At 67.7% G+C, this 19,202-nt stretch carries 18 protein-coding genes; 10 read left to right on the top strand and 8 right to left on the bottom strand.

Going from position 1 to position 19,202, the window contains the following annotated elements; genetic code table 11:
* Positions 1–164 precede the first annotated feature (164 nt).
* Entirely contained in the window at positions 165–1,787 is a 1,623-nt protein-coding gene (locus M4D77_RS19725) for an HNH endonuclease signature motif containing protein (protein ID WP_259937117.1), read from the bottom strand.
* Between the two features lie 218 nt (positions 1,788–2,005).
* Positions 2,006–2,929, bottom strand: a complete 924-nt coding sequence (locus M4D77_RS19720; RefSeq protein WP_259937115.1) for a manganese-dependent inorganic pyrophosphatase — start codon at positions 2,927–2,929, stop codon at positions 2,006–2,008.
* A 137-nt stretch (positions 2,930–3,066) separates the two neighbouring features.
* Here M4D77_RS19720 and M4D77_RS19715 point away from each other — a divergent pair, with 137 nt between their 5' ends.
* The gene (locus tag M4D77_RS19715; RefSeq protein WP_259937113.1) at positions 3,067–4,497 is read left to right on the top strand and encodes an MFS transporter; all 1,431 of its coding nucleotides are present in this window, start codon (positions 3,067–3,069) and stop codon (positions 4,495–4,497) included.
* On the opposite strand, the gene M4D77_RS19710 is transcribed toward M4D77_RS19715, so the two are convergent.
* Positions 4,410–5,264, bottom strand: coding sequence for an alpha/beta fold hydrolase (locus M4D77_RS19710; RefSeq protein ID WP_259937111.1), 855 nt, complete (start codon positions 5,262–5,264; stop codon positions 4,410–4,412). The two genes, M4D77_RS19715 and M4D77_RS19710, sit on opposite strands and share 88 nt — an antisense overlap.
* 118 nt (positions 5,265–5,382) lie before the next feature.
* Here M4D77_RS19710 and M4D77_RS19705 point away from each other — a divergent pair, with 118 nt between their 5' ends.
* The 6 genes from M4D77_RS19705 (at position 5,383) to M4D77_RS19680 (ending at position 9,486) form a co-directional block, all read left to right on the top strand.
* The gene (locus tag M4D77_RS19705; RefSeq protein ID WP_259937110.1) at positions 5,383–5,853 is read left to right on the top strand and encodes a CinA family protein; all 471 of its coding nucleotides are present in this window, start codon (positions 5,383–5,385) and stop codon (positions 5,851–5,853) included.
* 65 nt (positions 5,854–5,918) lie between these two features.
* Positions 5,919–6,719, top strand: coding sequence for a helix-turn-helix transcriptional regulator (locus M4D77_RS19700; protein WP_259937109.1), 801 nt, complete (start codon positions 5,919–5,921; stop codon positions 6,717–6,719).
* A gap of 80 nt (positions 6,720–6,799) precedes the next feature.
* Positions 6,800–7,471: an HAD family phosphatase gene (locus tag M4D77_RS19695; protein ID WP_259937118.1), complete on the top strand. Its 672-nt coding sequence runs from the start codon at positions 6,800–6,802 to the stop codon at positions 7,469–7,471.
* Positions 7,468–7,731, top strand: a complete 264-nt coding sequence (locus M4D77_RS19690) for a phosphoribosyl-ATP diphosphatase (RefSeq protein ID WP_014926729.1) — start codon at positions 7,468–7,470, stop codon at positions 7,729–7,731. The genes M4D77_RS19695 and M4D77_RS19690 overlap by 4 nt, the downstream gene beginning before the upstream one ends.
* 89 nt (positions 7,732–7,820) lie before the next feature.
* Positions 7,821–8,666, top strand: a complete 846-nt coding sequence (gene hisG, locus M4D77_RS19685; protein WP_065632205.1) for an ATP phosphoribosyltransferase — start codon at positions 7,821–7,823, stop codon at positions 8,664–8,666.
* A 154-nt stretch (positions 8,667–8,820) separates the two neighbouring features.
* A complete protein-coding gene (locus M4D77_RS19680; RefSeq protein WP_058252132.1) occupies positions 8,821–9,486 on the top strand; it encodes a trypsin-like peptidase domain-containing protein in 666 nt (221 codons plus the stop codon).
* 137 nt (positions 9,487–9,623) lie between these two features.
* Here M4D77_RS19680 and M4D77_RS19675 read toward each other — a convergent pair whose 3' ends face one another.
* From M4D77_RS19675 to M4D77_RS19660, 4 genes are all read right to left on the bottom strand, one after another.
* Positions 9,624–10,469: an alpha/beta fold hydrolase gene (locus tag M4D77_RS19675; RefSeq protein WP_247449677.1), complete on the bottom strand. Its 846-nt coding sequence runs from the start codon at positions 10,467–10,469 to the stop codon at positions 9,624–9,626.
* A gap of 172 nt (positions 10,470–10,641) precedes the next feature.
* Positions 10,642–11,655, bottom strand: coding sequence for a ketol-acid reductoisomerase (ilvC, locus tag M4D77_RS19670; protein WP_065632699.1), 1,014 nt, complete (start codon positions 11,653–11,655; stop codon positions 10,642–10,644).
* 118 nt (positions 11,656–11,773) lie between these two features.
* Positions 11,774–12,277: an acetolactate synthase small subunit gene (ilvN, locus tag M4D77_RS19665; RefSeq protein WP_058252141.1), complete on the bottom strand. Its 504-nt coding sequence runs from the start codon at positions 12,275–12,277 to the stop codon at positions 11,774–11,776.
* Positions 12,274–14,238 (bottom strand): acetolactate synthase large subunit, encoded by a 1,965-nt coding sequence (locus M4D77_RS19660; RefSeq protein WP_058252142.1) that lies wholly within the window; start codon positions 14,236–14,238, stop codon positions 12,274–12,276. The genes ilvN and M4D77_RS19660 overlap by 4 nt, the downstream gene beginning before the upstream one ends.
* Positions 14,239–14,585: 347 nt before the next feature.
* Here M4D77_RS19660 and M4D77_RS19655 point away from each other — a divergent pair, with 347 nt between their 5' ends.
* The 3 genes from M4D77_RS19655 (at position 14,586) to ilvD (ending at position 18,581) form a co-directional block, all read left to right on the top strand.
* Positions 14,586–15,041 carry a PH domain-containing protein gene (locus M4D77_RS19655; protein ID WP_068972332.1) on the top strand — a complete coding sequence of 152 codons (456 nt, stop codon included), beginning with the start codon at positions 14,586–14,588 and terminating at the stop codon, positions 15,039–15,041.
* 80 nt (positions 15,042–15,121) lie between these two features.
* Complete coding sequence (gene mgtE, locus M4D77_RS19650) at positions 15,122–16,468, top strand: magnesium transporter (RefSeq protein ID WP_065632697.1); 1,347 nt, start codon at positions 15,122–15,124, stop codon at positions 16,466–16,468.
* Positions 16,469–16,736: 268 nt separating this feature from the next.
* Complete coding sequence (gene ilvD / locus M4D77_RS19645) at positions 16,737–18,581, top strand: dihydroxy-acid dehydratase (RefSeq protein WP_259937102.1); 1,845 nt, start codon at positions 16,737–16,739, stop codon at positions 18,579–18,581.
* Between the two features lie 70 nt (positions 18,582–18,651).
* Here ilvD and M4D77_RS19640 read toward each other — a convergent pair.
* The coding region (locus M4D77_RS19640) for a DoxX family protein (protein WP_259937100.1) at positions 18,652–19,202 on the bottom strand (551 nt) is incomplete at its 5' end.

The following is a 19,202-nucleotide window of genomic DNA, read 5'->3' as shown; positions in this document are numbered from 1 at the left end:
AGCAGTGATTGGGCTCGCGCCGAGCACAACGGGTTCTTTCGGAGTCCACGACGGCCGGCAGGCCGCAGACACTGAGGTATGAGGAGCGATAGCCGCCGGGCCGAGCAAGCGACGAAGGAGCGCGTCGAGGTCGGCGAGCTACGACGGGTTGCGTTGCAGCGCAGTCAGTTGCGTGCGAGGTACTCGGCTAGGAATGCTTCGACGAGGGAGGGTCGGAGCTGTCGTTGGCCGGGTCGGGGTGGTCTCACGTCGATGACGTGGCTGGTTCTCGACCATGAGCGACGCGCGTCGTCGTGGTGCCGGTTGTTCGGGCGCGCGTGATCGCCGGACCGCGTTGGTGGCCCGTGGATCTGCTCGCGCACGGTGTTCAGGTGTTGTGTGAATCGCCGGGGTATGTCGGGTCGGCGGTTGATGTGTTCGGGGTTGGGTGGTGCGCCGGGTTCGGCGTTGAGTCGCCAGATGCAGCGGCCTTCGTCTGGTCCGGACCGGGCGATGCGGGTGGTGTATTGGCCGGGTTGGTCACCGACCATCCGGTTGTGGCGTGGGCAGGCCGGTGCGAGGTCGTCGATGTCGGTGAGACCGCCTTTGGCCCAATCCTTCTGGGCGTGATGAAGCTCGATGTGGGTGGCGGGCTGCTCGCAGCCTGGTGCTGAGCATACTTCCCCGTCGGGGCGGGCGAAGGAGACGAGGCGTTGTTCGCGGGTGGCGAGTCGTTTCCCGCGCCCGAAGTGCAGCGGGACAGCGGAGGCGTCTTTGAAGATCGCCAACCACGGTTGGACCTCACCGGCCATGGCGATGAGGTCCGGGATGGGCAGCAGGGTTCCGGTGGCGGTGGTCGCGAGTCCGGCTTCACGGATGAGGTCGTTGAGGTCGGCTTTGACGATCAGTTGCACGGGTAATCCGCGGTGCGACTTTCCGAGGGTCCCGTCGGCGAAACCGGCGGCGAAAGCGGCGTCGAGGGCGTCGTGGTTGATCTGCGCGGGAGTGCGGCTGTCGCGGTCGGCCGCGGTGGTCAGGGCGTCGGGGTCAGCGGCCCCGGCCGGCCCGCTGGGTGCCTCGGGGTCGTCGGGATTGTTGAGCCCGGGTTTGCCCCATACCGCGAACATCATCGTCAGCCGGGCGGCGAGTTCGGGGGTCAGCGTGCCGGAGATCTTCGCGGTGCCATCAGCGCGTTGGCGGCCGATCCACAGGTTGCGGCGTCGTTTCTGGTCGGTGTCATCAGCCAATGTGCCGTCGGGGTCGAGATGAGCCAGCAGCCGGGCACCGAGTTGAGTGATGTCGGCGGGTGTGTGGTCGGTGGCGATCTCGGCCATCTGCCGTTCGGCCGCGACTTTCACGTCGTGGTCGATTCCGTGGGGGATCTGGTCGAGGACATCGAGGGCTGCCTGCACGTGTGCGGAACCGACCGCTCCTGCGGCGAAAGCCTCGGCCAGGGTGGGGTGTTCGGGTTCCAGTTTGTCGCCGCCGAGGCTGGTGCGGGTGGCGGTGGCGTCCATCTGCTTACGGCGTCGCATCGGGTTGGAGACGCGTAGCCGGTGGGTCATGTACTGCATGAGTGTTCGGCACCCGGCTTTGCGGGGCAGGTCGCGGGCCTCGACCTGATCGATCTGCCGGTCACCGGCAACAGTCAACCGTGCGATCGCTTTCTCGGTATCGGCTGCCACTTCGGCCAACTCGGCATCGGTGCACGGCCCCAGGTCGACCGTCTGCAACTCGTCCACGATGCGGTGGAGGTCGGCAATCAACTCGACGGCACGCGGCTGCGGCGTCGCTGATCCGTCAGACATGGCCACCCCCCCAAGAACCGTAGCTGCGAATGTACGTTCGAGTGTACACCACAGCCGGCATCTCGCAACTCGAAAGTTTCTGTTGTGCAACGGTATTCGGCGACAGCAACTTGTCGGTGCGTTGTGGTAGGTGGGGGCGCCGGTTTGCGTTGTCCTCGAATTATGTTGTTACGAGTCCTCTCTCGACTGCGGATGTGCGCGGGGAGGCCAGAGACCGCTCAGACGTCCAGCACTTCGGTCAACTGCGGGACGATCTGCTTCTTGCGCGAGACGACGCCTTTGCCGAAGGCGTGGCCGTCGGCGACGGTGACACCCAGCGCCTGCTCGATGGCCGAGGCGGGTTCGCCGACCACGAGCAGGTCCGAGTCGGCCTTGATCACATCGGTGATGAGCAGGAGGTAGAGGTCGTAGCCGGCTGCCTCCTTCTCGGCGGTCATCGCCGTCAGGAACTCGTCGCGACGGTCGAGTATCTCGGCGGAGTCGACCGTGGTGATCTGCGAGACCCGCACCGTCTTCGGCCCCATTTCGAAGCTCTTGGAGTCCCGTCCGATGATCGCCGACACCGGCTCGTCGCCGAGCGCGGTCCCGGCCCGTAGAAGCGCGTCGCCGTACTCGTCGACGTCGACGCCCGCGATGTCGGCAAGCTCGGCGGCAGCGGCGCGATCGGCGTCGGTGCAGGTGGGGGAGTTGAACAAGAGGGTGTCGGAGATGATCGCCGACAGCATGATGCCCGCCTGCGGACGCGGGATCTCGACCCCGTTCTCCGCGTACATCCGGGTGAGAATCGTGCAGGTGCATCCGACCGGCTCGACGCGCATGTACAGCGGCGCCGCCGTCTCGAAATTGGCGATCCGATGGTGGTCGATGACCTTCAGGACGGTCACGTCGGTGATGTCGGCGACGCTCTGCTGGCGCTCGTTGTGGTCGACGAGCATCACCTCCGCCGGCGCGGCCGTCTCGATGACGCGCGGCGCGTCGAGTCCGAAATGCTCCAGTGCGAAGGCGGTTTCGAGACTCGGCCGGCCCAGGGCGACGGCCTCGACATCGCTGCCCAGCGCGGCTTCGAGGTGGGCGAGGCCGATCGCCGCCCCGATGGCATCGGTGTCGGGGTTGCGGTGTCCGAACACCAGGATCTTCGACATGGGAGCTCGGCTTTCTCCTCGGCGGTGCGCGTGGGCCCAGACTACGACGATCCCGGCGCCTCGCGGGTCTCGTTCCCGGTGAGCATGATCCTCAGCCGGTCGGCGCCGCCCCGGGGTCGGGGTTCTACATTGGCTCCATGTCCACGACCGGGCGTCGACGCGTCATCCTGGTCGTCTGCTGTCTGAGCATGTTCCTCGTCGGCCTCGACATCTCCGCGGTCAACGTGGCGCTGCCGTCGATCGGTGCCGATCTCGACGCCACGCCGTCTCAGCTCCAGTGGGTGGTCGACTCGTACACGCTGGTCGTCGCGAGCCTGCTCATTCTCGGTGGCACCACCGGCGACCGGCTCGGTCGCAGACGCATCTTCGGGGTCGGCCTCGCGGTTTTCGGAACCGGGTCGGTGCTCTGCGCGGTGTCGCCGACAGCGGAGGTGCTCATCGCGGCCCGGGCCGTCCAGGCGGTCGGTGGCTCGATGCTGAACCCGGTGGCCCTGTCGATCGTGACCACTGTGTTCACCGAGCCGAAGGCGCGTGCGCGGGCGATCGGGTTGTGGGGAAGTGCATTCGGGGCGAGTCTGGCCTTCGGCCCGGTCGTCGGTGGTGCGCTCGTCTCCGGCCTGGGCTGGCAGGCGATCTTCGTGCTCAATGTCCCGGTGTGCGTGCTCGCCCTCGTTCTCAGCCGGCGGTACGTCCCTGAGTCGAGGGCGCCACAGCCTCGACGGGCCGATGTGGTGGGTCAGCTGCTGATCCTCGTGCTGTTGGGAACCGTGACGTTCGGGATCATCGAAGGGCATGTGCTGGGCTGGAGGTCCGGCGTCATCGTCGGCTGTTTCGCGGTCGCTGCGTGCTCGTCTGCGATCCTGATCTGCTACGAATTGCGCCGCGACGAGCCGCTCCTGGACCCGCGGTTCTTCAGCAGTGTGCCGTTCACCGTCGCGGTCGTGTGCGCGGTCATCGCGTTCGCGGCGACCGGCGGGTTCCTCTTCCTCAACACCCTGTACCTGCAAGAAGTCCGCGGGCTGAGTCCGTTCGGCGCGGGTCTGATGCTGATCCCGATGGCTCTGGCCGCCGCGTGCTGCGCTCCGGTCTCAGGACGCCTCGTGGCCGCGCGGGGGTCCCGGCCGTCACTGTTCGCAGGCGGGATCGGGATGGCGGCGGGCGGAATGCTGCTCCTCGGCGTCGGACCCGACACCCCGTTCACCTACCTCGGCGCGGCCTACCTCGTGTTCGGCATCGGCTTCGGACTGGTCAACGCGCCCATCACGAATGCCGCGGTCTCGGGCATGCCGCGGACCCAGGCGGGGCTCGCCTCCGCGATGGCCTCCACCGGGCGGCAGGTCGGGACGGCGCTGGGCGTGGCGGTGTCCGGTGCCATCGCGTTCTCCGGACGGGTGGAAACTGTGGCCGACGACCTGAGCGCCACCGCACGACCGTTCTGGATGGTGGTGACATCGTGCGGCGTGGCGATCGCCGTGCTGGCCTACCTCGCTACCGGCGCCTGGGCGGAACGAACCGGCGTGCGCACACGCGACCGCGTCGAGTCCCGATCGGGCTCCTGGACGGCGTGAGATTCCCACCATCGCGCGATCAGCTCGACGATCCCGTCAGGCGTCCGCGTCCATCCGAGGTGCGTCGCGACGCCCCCGGCCGGACCGTCGGAGGCCCGGTAACACAGTGCCGACATCGCGTCCTTGTCGAACGCCGCGTCGTAGGCGTCCGCGGCGCGGCCGGACACGACCTCGTCGTCGTGCAACCGGATCGACAACGCCGGCAACCGCATTCGGGAGTCGAGCGCGAACGGCGCCCACCCGGTCAGCACCATGCGCGCCCATTCCCGCATCAGCGTGCGCGGCGTCGGACCGCCGAAGCCGCGTCGTGGCCACCGGCCGAGCACCGCCGCGACCGGCGTCACCGACGCGGCCAGTGCGGCGAGCGGGATCCCGCGTGCGCCGTAGTGGCGGAAGTGGGGGACCGATGCACCGATCGCCACGACCCCGTCGGGAGCTTGGTCGGTCCGTGACGCCACCACCGCCGCCAGCTGTGCACCCAGGCTGTGACCGAGCACCAGAACCCTCACCTCCGGGGTTTCGTTCCGCGCGGCGGTCACGGCGTCGGCCAGGTCGTCCGCCTCGTCGGCATAGGACCAGTCGGAACGTCGAGACGGTGGCTCGCTTCCCTCCTCGATCCCTCGCCGAGGGACGATCACGACGTCGAAACCGGCTCTGGTCAGGGCCTCCGTCAAGCGCCGGTACACACGCGCCGGCACTCCCATCGCCGGCGAGATCAACACCGTCGTGTGCCGTGTGCGAACGGGGTCGTTCTCTATGCGGGTCATGTCCCCAACGTCTCGCACCCACGCCGCCGGCACCACTACCTACCAGGTAGTCGTTTCAGGGCGCGGCCCTGTGGATACCAACCAGCGATGGTCGACGCGGACACGAAGGGAGCGACACATGTCGGATGTGAGTGACTTCTCGGAGACCCGCAAGCGCGTGGCGGACGCCGCGATGGAAGCGGGCGTCCGGATCGCGGTCGCCGAATCGCTGACCGGCGGGAACCTGGCAACCGAACTGAGCAAGGCGCCGAACGCGGGTACGTGGTTCCGCGGCGGGGTCGTGGCCTACCACAAGGACGTCAAGTATGACCTGCTCGATGTGCCCGAGGGGCCGGTCGTGAGCGAGACCGCGGCGCGCGCGATGGTGGCGTCGACCGCGAGGTTGTTCGACGCCGACCTCGTCGTCGCGGTGACCGGTGAGGCCGGTCCCGAGCCCGACGAGGCGGCACCGGGAACGGTGTGGTTCGGACTGGATCACCGGGGCCGCGTCAGCGCCTCCCGGGAAGTGTTCGACGGCGAACCCGAAGAGGTCCTCGCCCAGACGATCGGACACTCGTTGGAGTTGATCGAGTCCTGCCTACGGTCCTGATCGCCGGACGACCGTTACCCGTGAGGTAGTCGCCGCGCTCCCGCCCGGGACCTACCATGACCCCCATGACCGTCGAGGTGGGAAGCATGCTGCGGCAGTGGCGCTCTCGCCGCTCGTTGAGCCAGCTGGATCTCGCGTACGAGGTCGGTGTCTCGCCGCGTCACCTCAGTTTCGTCGAGACCGGTCGGTCACGCCCGAGTCCGGCGCTGCTCGAGGCGCTCTCCGAGCGGCTCGATGTTCCACTGCGAGAACGAAATTCGCTGCTCCTCGCTGCCGGGCACGCACCCCGCTACAGCGAGGAACCGCTCGACTCGGACACGATGGCCCACGTCCGGTCGTCGGTCCAGCGATTGCTCGACGCCCACAACCCGAACATGGGCATGGCGCTCGACCGGACCTGGAACGTCGTGCTGGCCAACGACACCGCGCTCACCCTTCTCGAGTTGTTGCCGCCCGAACTGCAGACCGGACCGGTCAACTTGTTCCGGGTGTCGCTGCATCCGGACGGATTCGCGCGGGCCACGCACAACTTCGACGAGTGGGCGACCTACCTGCTCGAGTTGCTCCGGCGGATGGCGCGGATCACCGGCGATCCGCGCCTCGCCGACCTCGAACGGGAGGTCTCGGGGTATCCGACCGTCGCCGCACTCGACGGACGTCTCGCCCGCGACCGTGCCGGAGTCGGGGGACAACCGCAGTTGCTGGTGCCGTTCCGGCTCACTCTCGGCGACCAAGTGCTGTCGTTCTTCAGCACCCTCACCACGTTCGGCTCCCCACGCGATGTCACCCTCGAGGAGCTGACCATCGAGCTGTTCTACCCCGCCGACGAGCCCACCGAGCGGTGGGTTGCGATGATGCAAGGGTGACCGACACCGCCCCCGACCTCTCCACCGCCGGCCCCACCTCACCCTCGGATGCGCGCCTCCCCGCTGCCGTGCTGTGGGACATGGACGGCACGCTGCTCGACTCCGAACCGATCTGGGACGTCGCGATGGCGGAACTGGCCGCACGGCACGGCATCGTCATGTCACCGGAACTCCGCGAATCCACTCTCGGGAACTCGCTGCCGGACGCATTGGCGAAGGTGCACGACGCGGCCGGTCTGTCCGCCGCGGAGCGCGATCCCGATGCCGACGGACGCTGGACCCTCGATCGGGTCGCTGAACTGTTCGCCGACGACCTGCCGTGGCGTCCCGGCGCACCCGAAGCACTCGACCTTGTGGCCGGGGCAGGGATCCCGATGGTGCTGGTGACGAACACGGTGCGGGAGTTGACCGAGGTGGCCCTGGAGACCATCGGGCGTGGACGCTTCACCACGACGGTCTGCGGCGACGAGGTGGCGGTGGGCAAACCCGCGCCCGACCCCTACCTGCGCGCGGCGGAACTGCTCGGTGTCCCGTCGGCCGACTGTCTGGCCGTCGAGGACTCGCCGACCGGTGCCCAGGCGGCATCGGCGGCCGGATGTCCGACGCTCGTCGTCGAGTCCGCGGCACCGGTCGAGCCGGGTCGGTTGCGCGTCTTCCGGACCAGTCTGGTCGGGCTGGACCTCGGCGATGTCGCCGGTGCATGGACCGGCGGTCTCGCGCGCATCTCGACATGCAAAAATGAGGAATCGTGAAGACTTTCGAGGAGCTGTTCGCCGAACTCAGCGACAAGGCGCAGAGCCGTCCCGAGGGTTCGGGTACCGTCGCCGCCCTCGACTCCGGTGTCCACACCCTGGGCAAGAAGATCATCGAAGAGGCGGGTGAGGTCTGGCTCGCCGCCGAACACGAATCCGACGAGTCGCTCGGCGAGGAGATCTCGCAGCTCGTCTACTGGCTGCAGGTGATGATGATCAAGCGGGGACTGACGCTGCAGGACGTGTACCGACATCTGTGACCGGTTGACCCGGTCCGGACACAGTCCACACGACACAGTTCTGCTCCATCCCCGCGCCCGCAGGCGCACTCCACGAAAAGGACAACGAGATGCTGCGAGTGGCCGTACCCAACAAGGGTGCGCTCTCCGAATCTGCGTCGGCCATCCTCTCCGAGGCCGGCTATCGCCGCCGGACCGACGCCAAGGACCTCACGGTCCTCGACAACAACAACGACGTCGAGTTCTTCTTCCTGCGTCCCAAGGACATCGCGATCTATGTCGCCTCCGGCCGGCTCGACCTGGGCATCACTGGACGTGACCTCGCCCGCGACTCCGGCGCCGAGGTGGGCGAACAGCTGGCCATGGGCTTCGGCTCGTCGACCTTCCGTTACGCGGCTCCGGCCGACCAGCAGTGGGCAGTGGCCGATCTCGCGGGCAAGCGCATCGCCACGTCGTACCCGAACCTCGTGCGCGAGGACCTGGCCGGTCATGGCATCACCGCCGACATCATCCGGCTCGACGGTGCGGTCGAGATCTCGATCCAGCTCGGTGTCGCCGACGCGATCGCCGACGTCGTCGGTTCCGGTCGCACGCTGCGTCAGCACGGCCTGGTGGCGTTCGGTGAATCGCTGTGCGATTCCGAGGCGGTCCTGATCTCCCGACGCGACGCCGACCTCACCAAGGCCGAACGGCAGTTCGTCGCCCGAGTGCAGGGAGTGGTGTTCGGACAGCAGTACGTGATGATCGACTACGACTGCCCCCGTTCGCTTCTCGATCAGGCGTCGGCGCTCACGCCGGGCCTCGAGTCGCCGACCGTGGCGCCCATGGCCGACCCGGACTGGGTCGCGGTCCGCGCAATGGTGCCCCGCAAGGACCACCAGAACCTCATGGACGAGCTGTCCGAGCTCGGCGCCAAGGCCATCCTGGCGACGGACATCCGGTCCTGCCGGTTCTAGCGGAGGCAGATCCACCCAGTTTCGGGGGGGCCCCCCCCCGCCGCGGGGGGGGGGGGGGGCGCCCGGTACGGTGTGCTTGCCGCCCATCGCTAAGTTCCCGACGGGCGGCGATGCCCGTGATCGAGAACTGGTAGACCCGAGAAGTGGAGTGCGGATGACGAAGAAGCTGACAGTACTGTTGGCGGTTTTGGCTGCGACGGTGCTGGCCGGCTGGGGAGGGGGCGTCGCGGTCGCCGCACCGGCGAAGATCTTCATGGGAGGCGGGTCCGGAATCCTGGTGCTCAAGGGCGGCAACTCCGCCGCGGCCTGCACCCTGACCACCATCGGCCGCTCGAAGACCAACAAGCTCATCGGCGTCACCGCGGGACACTGCGGCACTCCCGGCCAGAAGGTCTACTCCGAGACGTTCCAGGACCGCGGCCAGGCAGGCACCATCACCTACACCGCGCCGGATCTCGACATGGCGATCATCGAACTCGACGCCTCGCGAGTCGTGCCGCTGCGCACGGTCCGCGGCGTGACGATCCGCTCGGTCGACCAGGCGCCGCTCGCCTTCCCGACCATCGCCTGCAAAGAAGGCCGGACCACCGGCAACACCTGCGGCATCGCCTGGTTCTCCGACGGCGACGTGCACGTCAGCCAGATGTGCGTCATCGAAGGTGACTCCGGTAGCCCCGTGGTCGTCGGCGACCGGCTGGTGGGCATGGTGAACGCCTACTACTTCCTCGGTTGCCTCGGCCCCGAGACCGGCACCAACATCCAGCCGATCCTGAAGCGGATCGCTTCGCTCGACGCTTACAAGGGGTTCCGGGTCGCCTGACGACTCTGGGTCCCACCCCCACCGACGCCCCGGATGGTTTCCCTCCGGGGCGTCGTCGTGTGCGGGGTGACGTGCGCAGTGAGGCGCCGGGACGACTGCTCGGGCCGAGCACGACCCGGGTGGTCAGCCGGCTTCGGTCACCGGGTGACCCCGAGCCAGTCCTCGATCTCCCGGGTGACCGCTGCCGTCGCCTCCAGGGGTGCGAGATGTCCGACACCGTCGAGGATCACGGGGTCGCGGCGGTCGGGCAGGAGGTCTCGTAGCTGCGTGGCCTGCTCGACGGGAATCCACGGATCGTCGGCGCCCCAGCCGATCCGCGTCGGGCATCGAACCTGAGACAGGCGTTCCGCGACGGGTCTGGTATGCTCCGGCCGCAATGCCGCGATCTGACGATAGAACCCGGCCTTGCCGTCCCCGCCGAGCCACGGACGAGTCAGCTCGTCGAGGTCATTGTCCGTCAGCCGGTGCCGCGCGGCACCGGCGATGTACTCGCGCACCAACGCCGCGTGCAAGGGGTCGGGAAGTTGCTCGAAGACCTCGGTGTTGTCGGCGACCAGTCGGAAGAAGGGCGACCCCCACGGATCGAGAGTCACGATGTCCCAGAGGAACAACGACGCGTACTCGCGACCGTGGAGCAGATGCGCGCCCAGTGCCACCGCGCCCCCGATGTCGTGTGCGATCACGTGCGGCCGCGTCAGACCCCACTGAGACTGCAGCACAGCGAATCTCGACATCTGGGTCGCCAGATCCACCGGTGCGTCCGTGACCATCGACTGCCCGTATCCAGGCATGTCCCACAGGAAGACTCGGCGACCGAGGCCGATCTGTTGCGCCACGCCGGCCCACACGTACGCCGACCACGGAGTCCCGTGGCACATCACCACATCGATGTCGGTGTGCCCCGCCGGCTCGAGAACATATGTCGCAACACGCTCCACGTCGACATAGACCGGCGGTGGCAGAACGATCCCTTGGCTGTCCACGAGTCAGACATTAAACCCGTCGAGCCGAACCCACCCATTTTCGGTATTTCCTCACCCCGCGACCCCGGTGGGTTTGCCGAAAAGGGGTGGGTCTGCGGAGACGCACGCGGGCCCGCACCACATCGGTGCGGACCCGCTGTCGGCGCTACGTTCAGCGCAATACCGCTGCGACTCAGGCGGTCTCGGTGATCGGACGATCAACCCAGCTCATCAGGTCGCGCAGCTTCTTGCCGGTGACCTCGATCGGGTGCTCGGCGTTGTCCTTGCGCAGGCCCTCGAGCTCCTTGTTGCCGCCCTCGACGTTGGCGACGAGGCGCTTGACGAAGGTGCCGTCCTGGATGTCGGTGAGGATGCCGCGCATGCGCTCCTTGGTGTCGGCGTCGATGACCCGCGGGCCCGACACGTAACCGCCGAACTCGGCGGTATCCGAGACCGAGTAGTTCATGCGCGCGATGCCGCCCTCGTACATGAGGTCGACGATCAGCTTGAGCTCGTGCAGCACCTCGAAGTAGGCCATCTCGGGGGCGTAACCCGCCTCGACCATCACCTCGAAGCCGGTCTTGACCAGTTCCTCGGTGCCGCCGCACAGCACGGCCTGCTCGCCGAAGAGGTCGGTCTCGGTCTCTTCCTTGAACGTGGTCTTGATGATTCCGGCACGACCACCGCCGATGGCGCTGGCGTAGCTCAGCGCAAGCGCCTGGCCCTCGCCCTTGGGGTCCTGGTGGACGGCGATGAGCGCGGGAACGCCCTTGCCGTCGACGAACTGGCGGCGCACGAGGTGGCCGGGGCCCTTCGGGGCGACCATCGCGACGGTCACGTTCTCCGGCGCCTTGATGAGGCCGAAGTGGATGTTGAGACCGTGGCCGAAGAACAGCGCGTTGCCGTCCTGCAGGTTCGGCTCGATGTCCTCGGTGAAGATCTTCGCCTGCGAGGTGTCGGGCGCCAGCACCATGATGACGTCGGCCCAGGCGGCGGCCTCGGATGCGGTGAGCACCTTGAGGCCCTGCTCCTCGGCCTTGGCCTTCGACTTGGAGCCCTCACGCAGACCGATCACGACGTCGACGCCGGAATCGCGCAGCGACAGCGAATGCGCATGGCCCTGGCTGCCGTAGCCGATCACCGCGACCTTGCGACCCTGGATGATCGACAGATCCGCGTCGTCGTCGTAGAACAGTTCGATGGCCACTATGTTTCCCTTCGATATGTGGTGTCCCTGGCGGATTCTCGGAATCCGTCGGGATTCGTAATTCCCTTGTCGCTCCTCGCCGATGCTCAGATGAGCGCGACGACAGCGGGATTCTCTGTCAGCGGTTGGCCGACATGCTCTTCGGTCCCCGACCGAGGGTCACCGCGCCCGATTGCGCGATCTCCCGGATTCCATACGGATCGAGCATCCGCAGAAGTGCTTCGAGTTTTTCCGACGTGCCGGTGGCCTCGATGGTCAGCGACTCGGGTGAGACATCGATCACCTTGGCGCGGAACAGGTTCACCACCTCGATGACCTCGGTGCGCACCGTCGAATCCGACCGCACCTTGACCATCATCAGCTCGCGCGAGACCGAGCTCGCCGGGTCCTGCTCGACGATCTTGATCACGTTGATCAGCTTGTTGAGCTGCTTGGTGACCTGCTCGAGGGGGAAGTCCTCCACCGAGACCATGATGGTCATCCGCGAGATGCCCTTGAGCTCGGTGGGGCCCACGGCGAGTGACTCGATGTTGAATCCGCGCCGCGAGAACAGCGCCGAGATCCGCGCGAGGACGCCGGGTCGGTCTTCGACCAGGACACTGAGGGTATGGGTGGTGCTCACTGCTCGTCCTTCTGGTTTGCGCGATCGGCCGGCGCGTTGTCGACCGTTTGATGGCCATCCATCGCCTGGTGGATCTCCACCGGACCCGACGCCGACTCGTCGTCGTCGAACAGCGGCCGGATGTCGCGGGCGGCCATGATCTCGTCGTTGCCGGTACCGGCGGCGACCATCGGCCACACCTGGGCGTCCTTGCCGACGATGAAGTCGATGACCACCGGGCGGTCGTTGATCTCCCGCGCCTTCGCGATCACCTCGTCGACGTCCTCCTCGCGCTCGACGCGGAAGGCCACGCAGCCCAGCGCCTCCGAGAGCTTGACGAAGTCCGGGATCATCCGCGAGTGCGTCGACAGATCGGTGTTCGAGTAACGCTCTTCGTAGAACAGCGTCTGCCACTGACGGACCATGCCCAGGTTGCCGTTGTTGATCAGCGCCACCTTGATCGGGATGCCCTCGATCGCGCAGGTGGCGAGTTCCTGGTTGGTCATCTGGAAACAGCCGTCACCGTCGATCGCCCAGACCTCGGCGTCGGGGTCGGCGGCCTTGGCGCCCATGGCGGCGGGCACCGCGTAGCCCATCGTGCCCAGACCACCGGAGTTGAGCCAGGTGCGCGGCTTCTCGTAGGAGATGAACTGTGCGGCCCACATCTGGTGCTGGCCGACACCTGCGCAGTACACCGCGTCCGGGCCGGCGGCCTTGCCGAGGGCCTGGATGACGAACTCCGGCGACATCGAGCCGTCGGTCTGACGGTCGTAGCTCAGAGGATAGGTCCGACGCAGGTTGTCGAGGTAGGACCACCACTGCGAGATGTCGGGAGTCGAGCCGCTGGTCGCCCGCTCCTCGCGCAGCGCCTCGGTGAGCTCGGCGATGACCGCCTTGCAGTCACCGACGATCGGCACGTCGACGGGCCGGTTCTTGCCGATCTCGGCGGGGTCGATGTCGGCATGGATGACCTTGGCGTTCGGCGCGAACGACGACAACTGTCCGGTGACCCGGTCGTCGAAGCGTGCTCCGAGGGTGATCAGCAGGTCGCTGCGCTGCAGGCCCGCGACCGCCGCCACCGTGCCGTGCATGCCGGGCATGCCCAGGTGCAGCTGGTGGCTGTCGGGGAACGCGCCGCGTGCCATCAGCGTGGTGACCACCGGGATGCCGGTCAGCTCGGCCAGTTCCAGCAGCTCGGCCGACGCGTTCGCCTTGATGACACCGCCGCCGACATAGAGCACCGGCGACTTCGCGGCGTTGATCATGCGGGCCGCCTCGCGAACCTGCTTGCCGTGGGGCTTGGTCACCGGGCGGTAACCGGGCAGGTCGATCTGCGGCGGCCAGGAGAACGTGGTCTGCGCCTGCAAGATGTCTTTGGGGATGTCGACCAGGACCGCGCCGGGACGACCGCTCTCGGCGATGTGGAACGCCTCGGCGATGGTCTTCGGGATGTCGATCGCCCGGCTGACCAGGAAGTTGTGCTTGGTGACGGGCATCGTGATACCCGAGATGTCGGCTTCCTGGAACGCATCGGTGCCGATGAGCGCGCGACCGACCTGGCCGGTGATCGCGACGACCGGCACCGAGTCCATCTGGGCGTCGGCCAGCGGGGTCACCAGGTTGGTGGCACCGGGACCGGACGTGGCCATCATGACGCCGGCGCGTCCGGCGACCTGGGCGTACCCGGTCGCGGCGTGACCTGCGCCCTGCTCGTGACGGACGAGGACGTGGCGGACCTTCTGCGAGTCCAGCAGCGGGTCGTAGACCGGCAGGACCGCGCCACCCGGAATGCCGAAGACGACCTCGACACCGAGCTCCTCGAGGGAACGAACCACAGACTGGGCGCCGCTGACACGCTCGGGAGCAACGGTGTGCTGGGTTACCGCACGGAGGTTGCCCGCCGCCGGAGACTGCTGCCGCAGTCCTGCGTTGCGCGTCGGCTCGTTGCGGCCGGCGTCGGTGCGTGCTGTTGGTGCGCTCACTGCACGATCCTCATCTTGGTTGTGGAATCCGATATCGGTGATGGAAGTACCTGGCATGAAAAAACCCCCGACAGCTTCCGCTGTTCGAGGGTGGCGCGTCGATGCCGGTTGGGGGTCTGCGAGGTGACCGGTCAGGCGAAGACGCGCCAGCCGATTACTACGAGGATCCCGTTCTGCATCACGGGTTCACGGTAGGACTGTGTTCGGTTCTGAGTCAAACTCCGGACCACGCCGTCTCACCATCTGGGAAAACACTGGTCGAGTCGGTTGTCTGCGCACCTCGATTTCGGTCCGGCGCGACGAACCCGTCGGCGAGAGGCCTCGGGGCCGGTTGGCACAATGGAGCGGTGCCGACTGATTCCACCGACCCCGTAGACCCGAAGACCAGCGCGACCCCTGCCGACGACGTCGCATTCGACTATCCGGTGACGTTCCGTATCAACCGGACCGCCTACTTCACGGTCCCGATGGCCGCGCTGGTGGTCGTGCTCCTGGTCGGCGCCTCCCCGTGGTTTGCCTTCGCCCTGATCGTCCCGGTCCTGGTCTGGTTGTGGATCCACCGGTTGCGGACCGTGGTCACCGAGAACGGACTCACCTCGGTGCGGATGTTCTCGACCACCGAGATCGCCTGGTCCGACATCGCCGGACTGCAGTTCCCGAAGTGGAGTTCGGTGCGTGCGGTCCTGACGGATGGCAGTCGAGTTCGTCTGCCCGCCATCGGTTTCCGTGATCTTCCCGCGTTGTCGCTCGTCAGTGGTGGCCGCATTCCGGACCCCTTCGAGGCGGCCCGCTCTGCCGAGTAGTCACGGTCTCCTCGTTTCCGGCACGGATCCGACTCCGCTCGGTCTCAGAGGCCTCCACCTGCCGGCGATAGAGTGCGGCCGTGGAGCACACCCGAACATTCGACGCCGGTGAACTCGACGAACTGATCTCGGCAGGTCGCCTCGCAGACGTCGGGACGACGCTGTCCGCGATGCCCGCGGGCGACATCGCCGCCCTGCTCGACCGGCTCCCCCACAAGTCCCGTGGCGTCGCGTTCCGTCTGCTGGCCAAGGACCTCGCGGTGGAGGTGTTCGACGATCTGTCGGCCGGCTCGCAGCGCCGCCTCATCGACGATCTGGGCACCGCGGACGTGGCCGCCGCCTTCGACCACCTCGACCCCGACGATCGCGCCGAGTTGCTGGACGAGTTGCCCGCGGGAGTCGCCAAGTCGCTGATCCAGCAGTTAACCCCGGCCGAACGCGACATGACCGCGGTGGTTCTCGGCTACCCGCGCGGTTCGGTGGGGCGTCGGATGAGTCCCGAGTTCGTCCACGCCCGAGAGGACGAACCGGCCGGCGACGCGTTGGCCCGCGTGCGAGAACGCGGACACGCCGCGGAGACGATCTACACGGTGCCCGTCCTCGACGGCGCTCGCTCGCTGTGCGGTGTGGTCAGCCTGCGCGACCTCCTCCTGGCCGACCCGGCCGAACCCGTCCACGACCTGATGAACAAGCCGATGTTCGCTCATGCCGAGGATGACGCCGAGGCCACCGCACAGAGGTGTGTGGACCGGGGAATCCTCGCCATGCCCGTCGTCGACAGCGACAGCCGCCTGGTCGGCGTCCTGACGATCGACGATGCCGTCGACGTCGTCGAGCAGGCCCGGGACACCGACGAGGCCCGTGCGGGCGCGCGTGAACCCCTCCGCGACCCGTACCTGTTCTCGTCCATCCTGTCGATCACGCGCGCCCGGATCGTGTGGCTGTTCGTGCTCGCGGTGTCGGCGATCCTCACCGTCAACGTGCTGGAGATCTTCGAGGGCACCCTCGAGCAGCGGGTCGCGCTGGCACTGTTCATCCCGCTGCTCACCGGGATCGGCGGGAACACCGGTTCGCAGGCGGCGACGACCGTGACCCGCGCACTCGCCACCGACGAGGTCGCCCCGCGCGACGTCGCCCGCGTCGCCGCCAAGGAGGTCCGCGTCGGACTGACCATGGGCGCGCTACTCGGACTCGCCGGGTTCACCGTCGCCGCACTCGTCTACGGCCTCGAGATCGGTGTGGTGATCGGCCTGACGATCCTGTCGGTGTGCACCCTTGCCGCGACGGTGGGCGGCGTGATGCCGCTGATCGCGAAGTCGATCCGCGTCGATCCCGCGGTGTTCTCCACGCCGTTCATCTCGACGTTCTGCGACGCCACCGGCCTTCTCCTCTACTTCTCGATCGCCAAGACGGTGCTGGGGATCTGACCCCGACCGAGGACGGCACCGGCGCGGCCCGGCCCGCACGCCCGAATGGTTTTGTTACCCATCGTCACAGCGGAGTAGCCTGCTTCTCGGTGCTCCCTCACGCCCACCCTCAGCGAGGCGGCGCCCGTCAACACAGTTCGCCCCGGCCACAGCCCGTGGGAACACACCCGGGGTCGCGGTGTTGAGCCGAAGAGTCCGGCGCCGGTCCGTCACCGCACGTCCGATCGCGCCGGGCCCGCCTGAGCCACACGATCGATTCGAGGAACCCATGCCTGCTCTGAGGTCACGTACCACCACCGTCGGCCGCGAAGCCGCCGGCGCCCGCTCCCTGTGGCGCGCCACCGGGATGACCGACGACGACTTCGGCAAGCCGATCGTGGCCATCGCCAACTCCTACACCCAGTTCGTGCCGGGGCATGTGCACCTGAAGGACGTCGGCGACATCGTGGCCGAGGCCGTGCGGGCCGCCGGTGGCGTGCCGCGGGAGTTCCACACCATCGCCGTCGACGACGGCATCGCGATGGGTCACGGCGGCATGCTCTACTCGCTGCCCAGTCGCGAGATCATCGCCGACTCGGTCGAATACATGGTCAACGCCCACACCGCGGACGCGCTGGTGTGTATCTCCAACTGCGACAAGATCACTCCCGGCATGCTCAACGCCGCGATGCGCCTGAACATCCCGACGGTGTTCGTCTCCGGCGGGCCGATGGAAGCCGGCAGGGCAGTCGTCGTCGGCGATGTCGCACATCCGTCGTCGGACCTGATCACCACGATCTCGGCGTCGGCGAACAGTGCCGTCGACGACGCCGGACTCGACGAGGTCGAGCGGTCGGCGTGCCCCACGTGCGGTTCGTGCTCGGGCATGTTCACGGCCAATTCGATGAACTGCCTCACCGAGGCTCTCGGACTGGCACTGCCCGGCAACGGCTCGACGCTGGCCACCCACGAGGCCCGCCGCGCCCTGTTCGCGCGCGCCGGCACGGTCGTCGTCGATGCGGCGACACGTTGGTATCGCGACGACGACGCATCGGTGCTGCCGCGGAACATCGCCACGCCGACCGCGTTTCGGAACGCGATGGCCCTCGACGTCGCGATGGGCGGTTCGACCAACACCGTCCTGCACATCCTCGCCGCCGCGCAGGAGGGAGAGGTCGCCGATTTCGACCTCGGGGTCATCGACGAGATCAGCCGCAACGTGCCGTGTCTGTCGAAGGTCTCGCCGAATTCGGACTACCACATGGAGGACGTCCACCGGGCCGGCGGAATCCCGGCGATCCTCGGGGAACTGCGCCGCGCGGGCCTGCTCGACGACACCGCGTCGACCGTGCACACCCCGACCATGGCCCAAGCGCTCGACGACTGGGACATCCGCGGCGGCAAGGCTATCGACGAGGCCGTCGAACTCTTCCACGCCGCACCGGGCGGCGTCCGCACCACCACTCCGTTCTCGACGTCGAACCGGTGGAGTTCGCTCGACACCGATGCCGCAGGCGGTTGCATCCGCGACCTCGAGCACGCCTACACCGTCGAAGGCGGTCTGTGCGTGCTGCGCGGAAACCTCGCCCCCGACGGCGCCGTCCTGAAGACCGCGGGCATCGACGAGGACCTGTGGCACTTCGAGGGCCCGGCCCGTGTCGTCGAGAGCCAGGAAGACGCCGTCCAGGTCATCCTCTCCAAGACCATCCAGGCCGGCGAGGTCCTCGTCGTGCGGTACGAGGGTCCCGCGGGCGGCCCCGGCATGCAGGAGATGCTGCATCCGACGGCTTTCATGAAGGGCACCGGGATGGGCAAGAAGTGCGCCCTCATCACCGACGGCCGGTTCTCCGGCGGGTCGTCGGGCCTGTCGGTCGGTCACATGTCCCCCGAAGCCGCGTCGGGTGGTGCCATCGGACTCGTCGAGGACGGCGACCCGATCCTCATCGACGTCAAGACCCGCCGCCTCGAGGTCCTGGTCGACGAGGAGGTGCTCGCCGAGCGCCGCGCCAAGATGGAGGCCTCCGAACGGCCATGGCAGCCGAAGGATCGTCAGCGCACGGTGACCACCGCACTGCGCGCGTACGCCAAGCTCGCGACGTCGGCCGACCGCGGCGCGGTGCGTCAGGTCGACTGACTACTCAGCACAGAGTGCGGGAGACGTATCGGATTCCGATACGTCCCCCGCGTTCTGTGTCGGTGCCGACTCAGACGAGCGGGTTGCTCCCGTTGGCCAGGACCCAGACGGCGACAGCTGCCGCCACGCCGACGATGAGCCAGAGGAACGAGCCGACGAACGGCCGTCGCGCCCAACCCCGTGGATAGTCGAGTGAGTACAGGCCCGGGCCGGTCAGGATGACGACCGCCGCGGCCACCGCGAGGAAGAGCTCGAACTCGACCCCGCCGGCGGCGGCGAAGAACGAGAAGCCATCAGCCATCGACATCTTGTAGGCCGCGGCGACGAGCATGGTGCCGAGGATCGCCGACGCCCCGATCGGGGTCAGCAGCCCGAGGATCACCATCAGTCCACCGATCGTCTCCGACAGCGCGCCGACGATCGCGAGGATCTGGGCGTAGTCGGCGGTGAAGCCGGCGTCGACGAGCATGGACTCGAAGCCGCTCAACCGCGGACCGTTCCACAGCCCGAAGAGCTTCTGCAGGCCGTGCGCACCGACCAGACCGCCGAGCGCGACGCGCAACAGCAGCAAACCCAGGTCGATGGTGCCGCGTCGCGATTTCGCGAGCGCATCCTTGAGGT

The organism is Gordonia sp. p3-SID1431 (assembly GCF_025143765.1).
Taxonomy (GTDB): Bacteria; Actinomycetota; Actinomycetes; order Mycobacteriales; family Mycobacteriaceae; genus Gordonia; species Gordonia hongkongensis.
This window is presented reverse-complemented; position numbering and strand designations above follow the sequence as displayed.

What these genes read in the sequence shown, in the direction of transcription:
- M4D77_RS19680 (WP_058252132.1), top strand. Translation starts at nt 8,821, where the DNA reads ATGACGAAGAAGCTGACAGTACTGTTGGCGGTTTTGGCTGCGACGGTG.
- M4D77_RS19705 (WP_259937110.1), top strand. Translation starts at nt 5,383, where the DNA reads ATGTCGGATGTGAGTGACTTCTCGGAGACCCGCAAGCGCGTGGCGGAC.
- M4D77_RS19720 (WP_259937115.1), bottom strand. Translation starts at nt 2,929, where the DNA reads ATGTCGAAGATCCTGGTGTTCGGACACCGCAACCCCGACACCGATGCC.
- M4D77_RS19710 (WP_259937111.1), bottom strand. Translation starts at nt 5,264, where the DNA reads ATGACCCGCATAGAGAACGACCCCGTTCGCACACGGCACACGACGGTG.
- M4D77_RS19725 (WP_259937117.1), bottom strand. Translation starts at nt 1,787, where the DNA reads ATGTCTGACGGATCAGCGACGCCGCAGCCGCGTGCCGTCGAGTTGATT.
- M4D77_RS19700 (WP_259937109.1), top strand. Translation starts at nt 5,919, where the DNA reads ATGACCGTCGAGGTGGGAAGCATGCTGCGGCAGTGGCGCTCTCGCCGC.
- M4D77_RS19715 (WP_259937113.1), top strand. Translation starts at nt 3,067, where the DNA reads ATGTCCACGACCGGGCGTCGACGCGTCATCCTGGTCGTCTGCTGTCTG.
- hisG (WP_065632205.1), top strand. Translation starts at nt 7,821, where the DNA reads ATGCTGCGAGTGGCCGTACCCAACAAGGGTGCGCTCTCCGAATCTGCG.
- ilvD (WP_259937102.1), top strand. Translation starts at nt 16,737, where the DNA reads ATGCCTGCTCTGAGGTCACGTACCACCACCGTCGGCCGCGAAGCCGCC.
- M4D77_RS19695 (WP_259937118.1), top strand. Translation starts at nt 6,800, where the DNA reads ATGGACGGCACGCTGCTCGACTCCGAACCGATCTGGGACGTCGCGATG.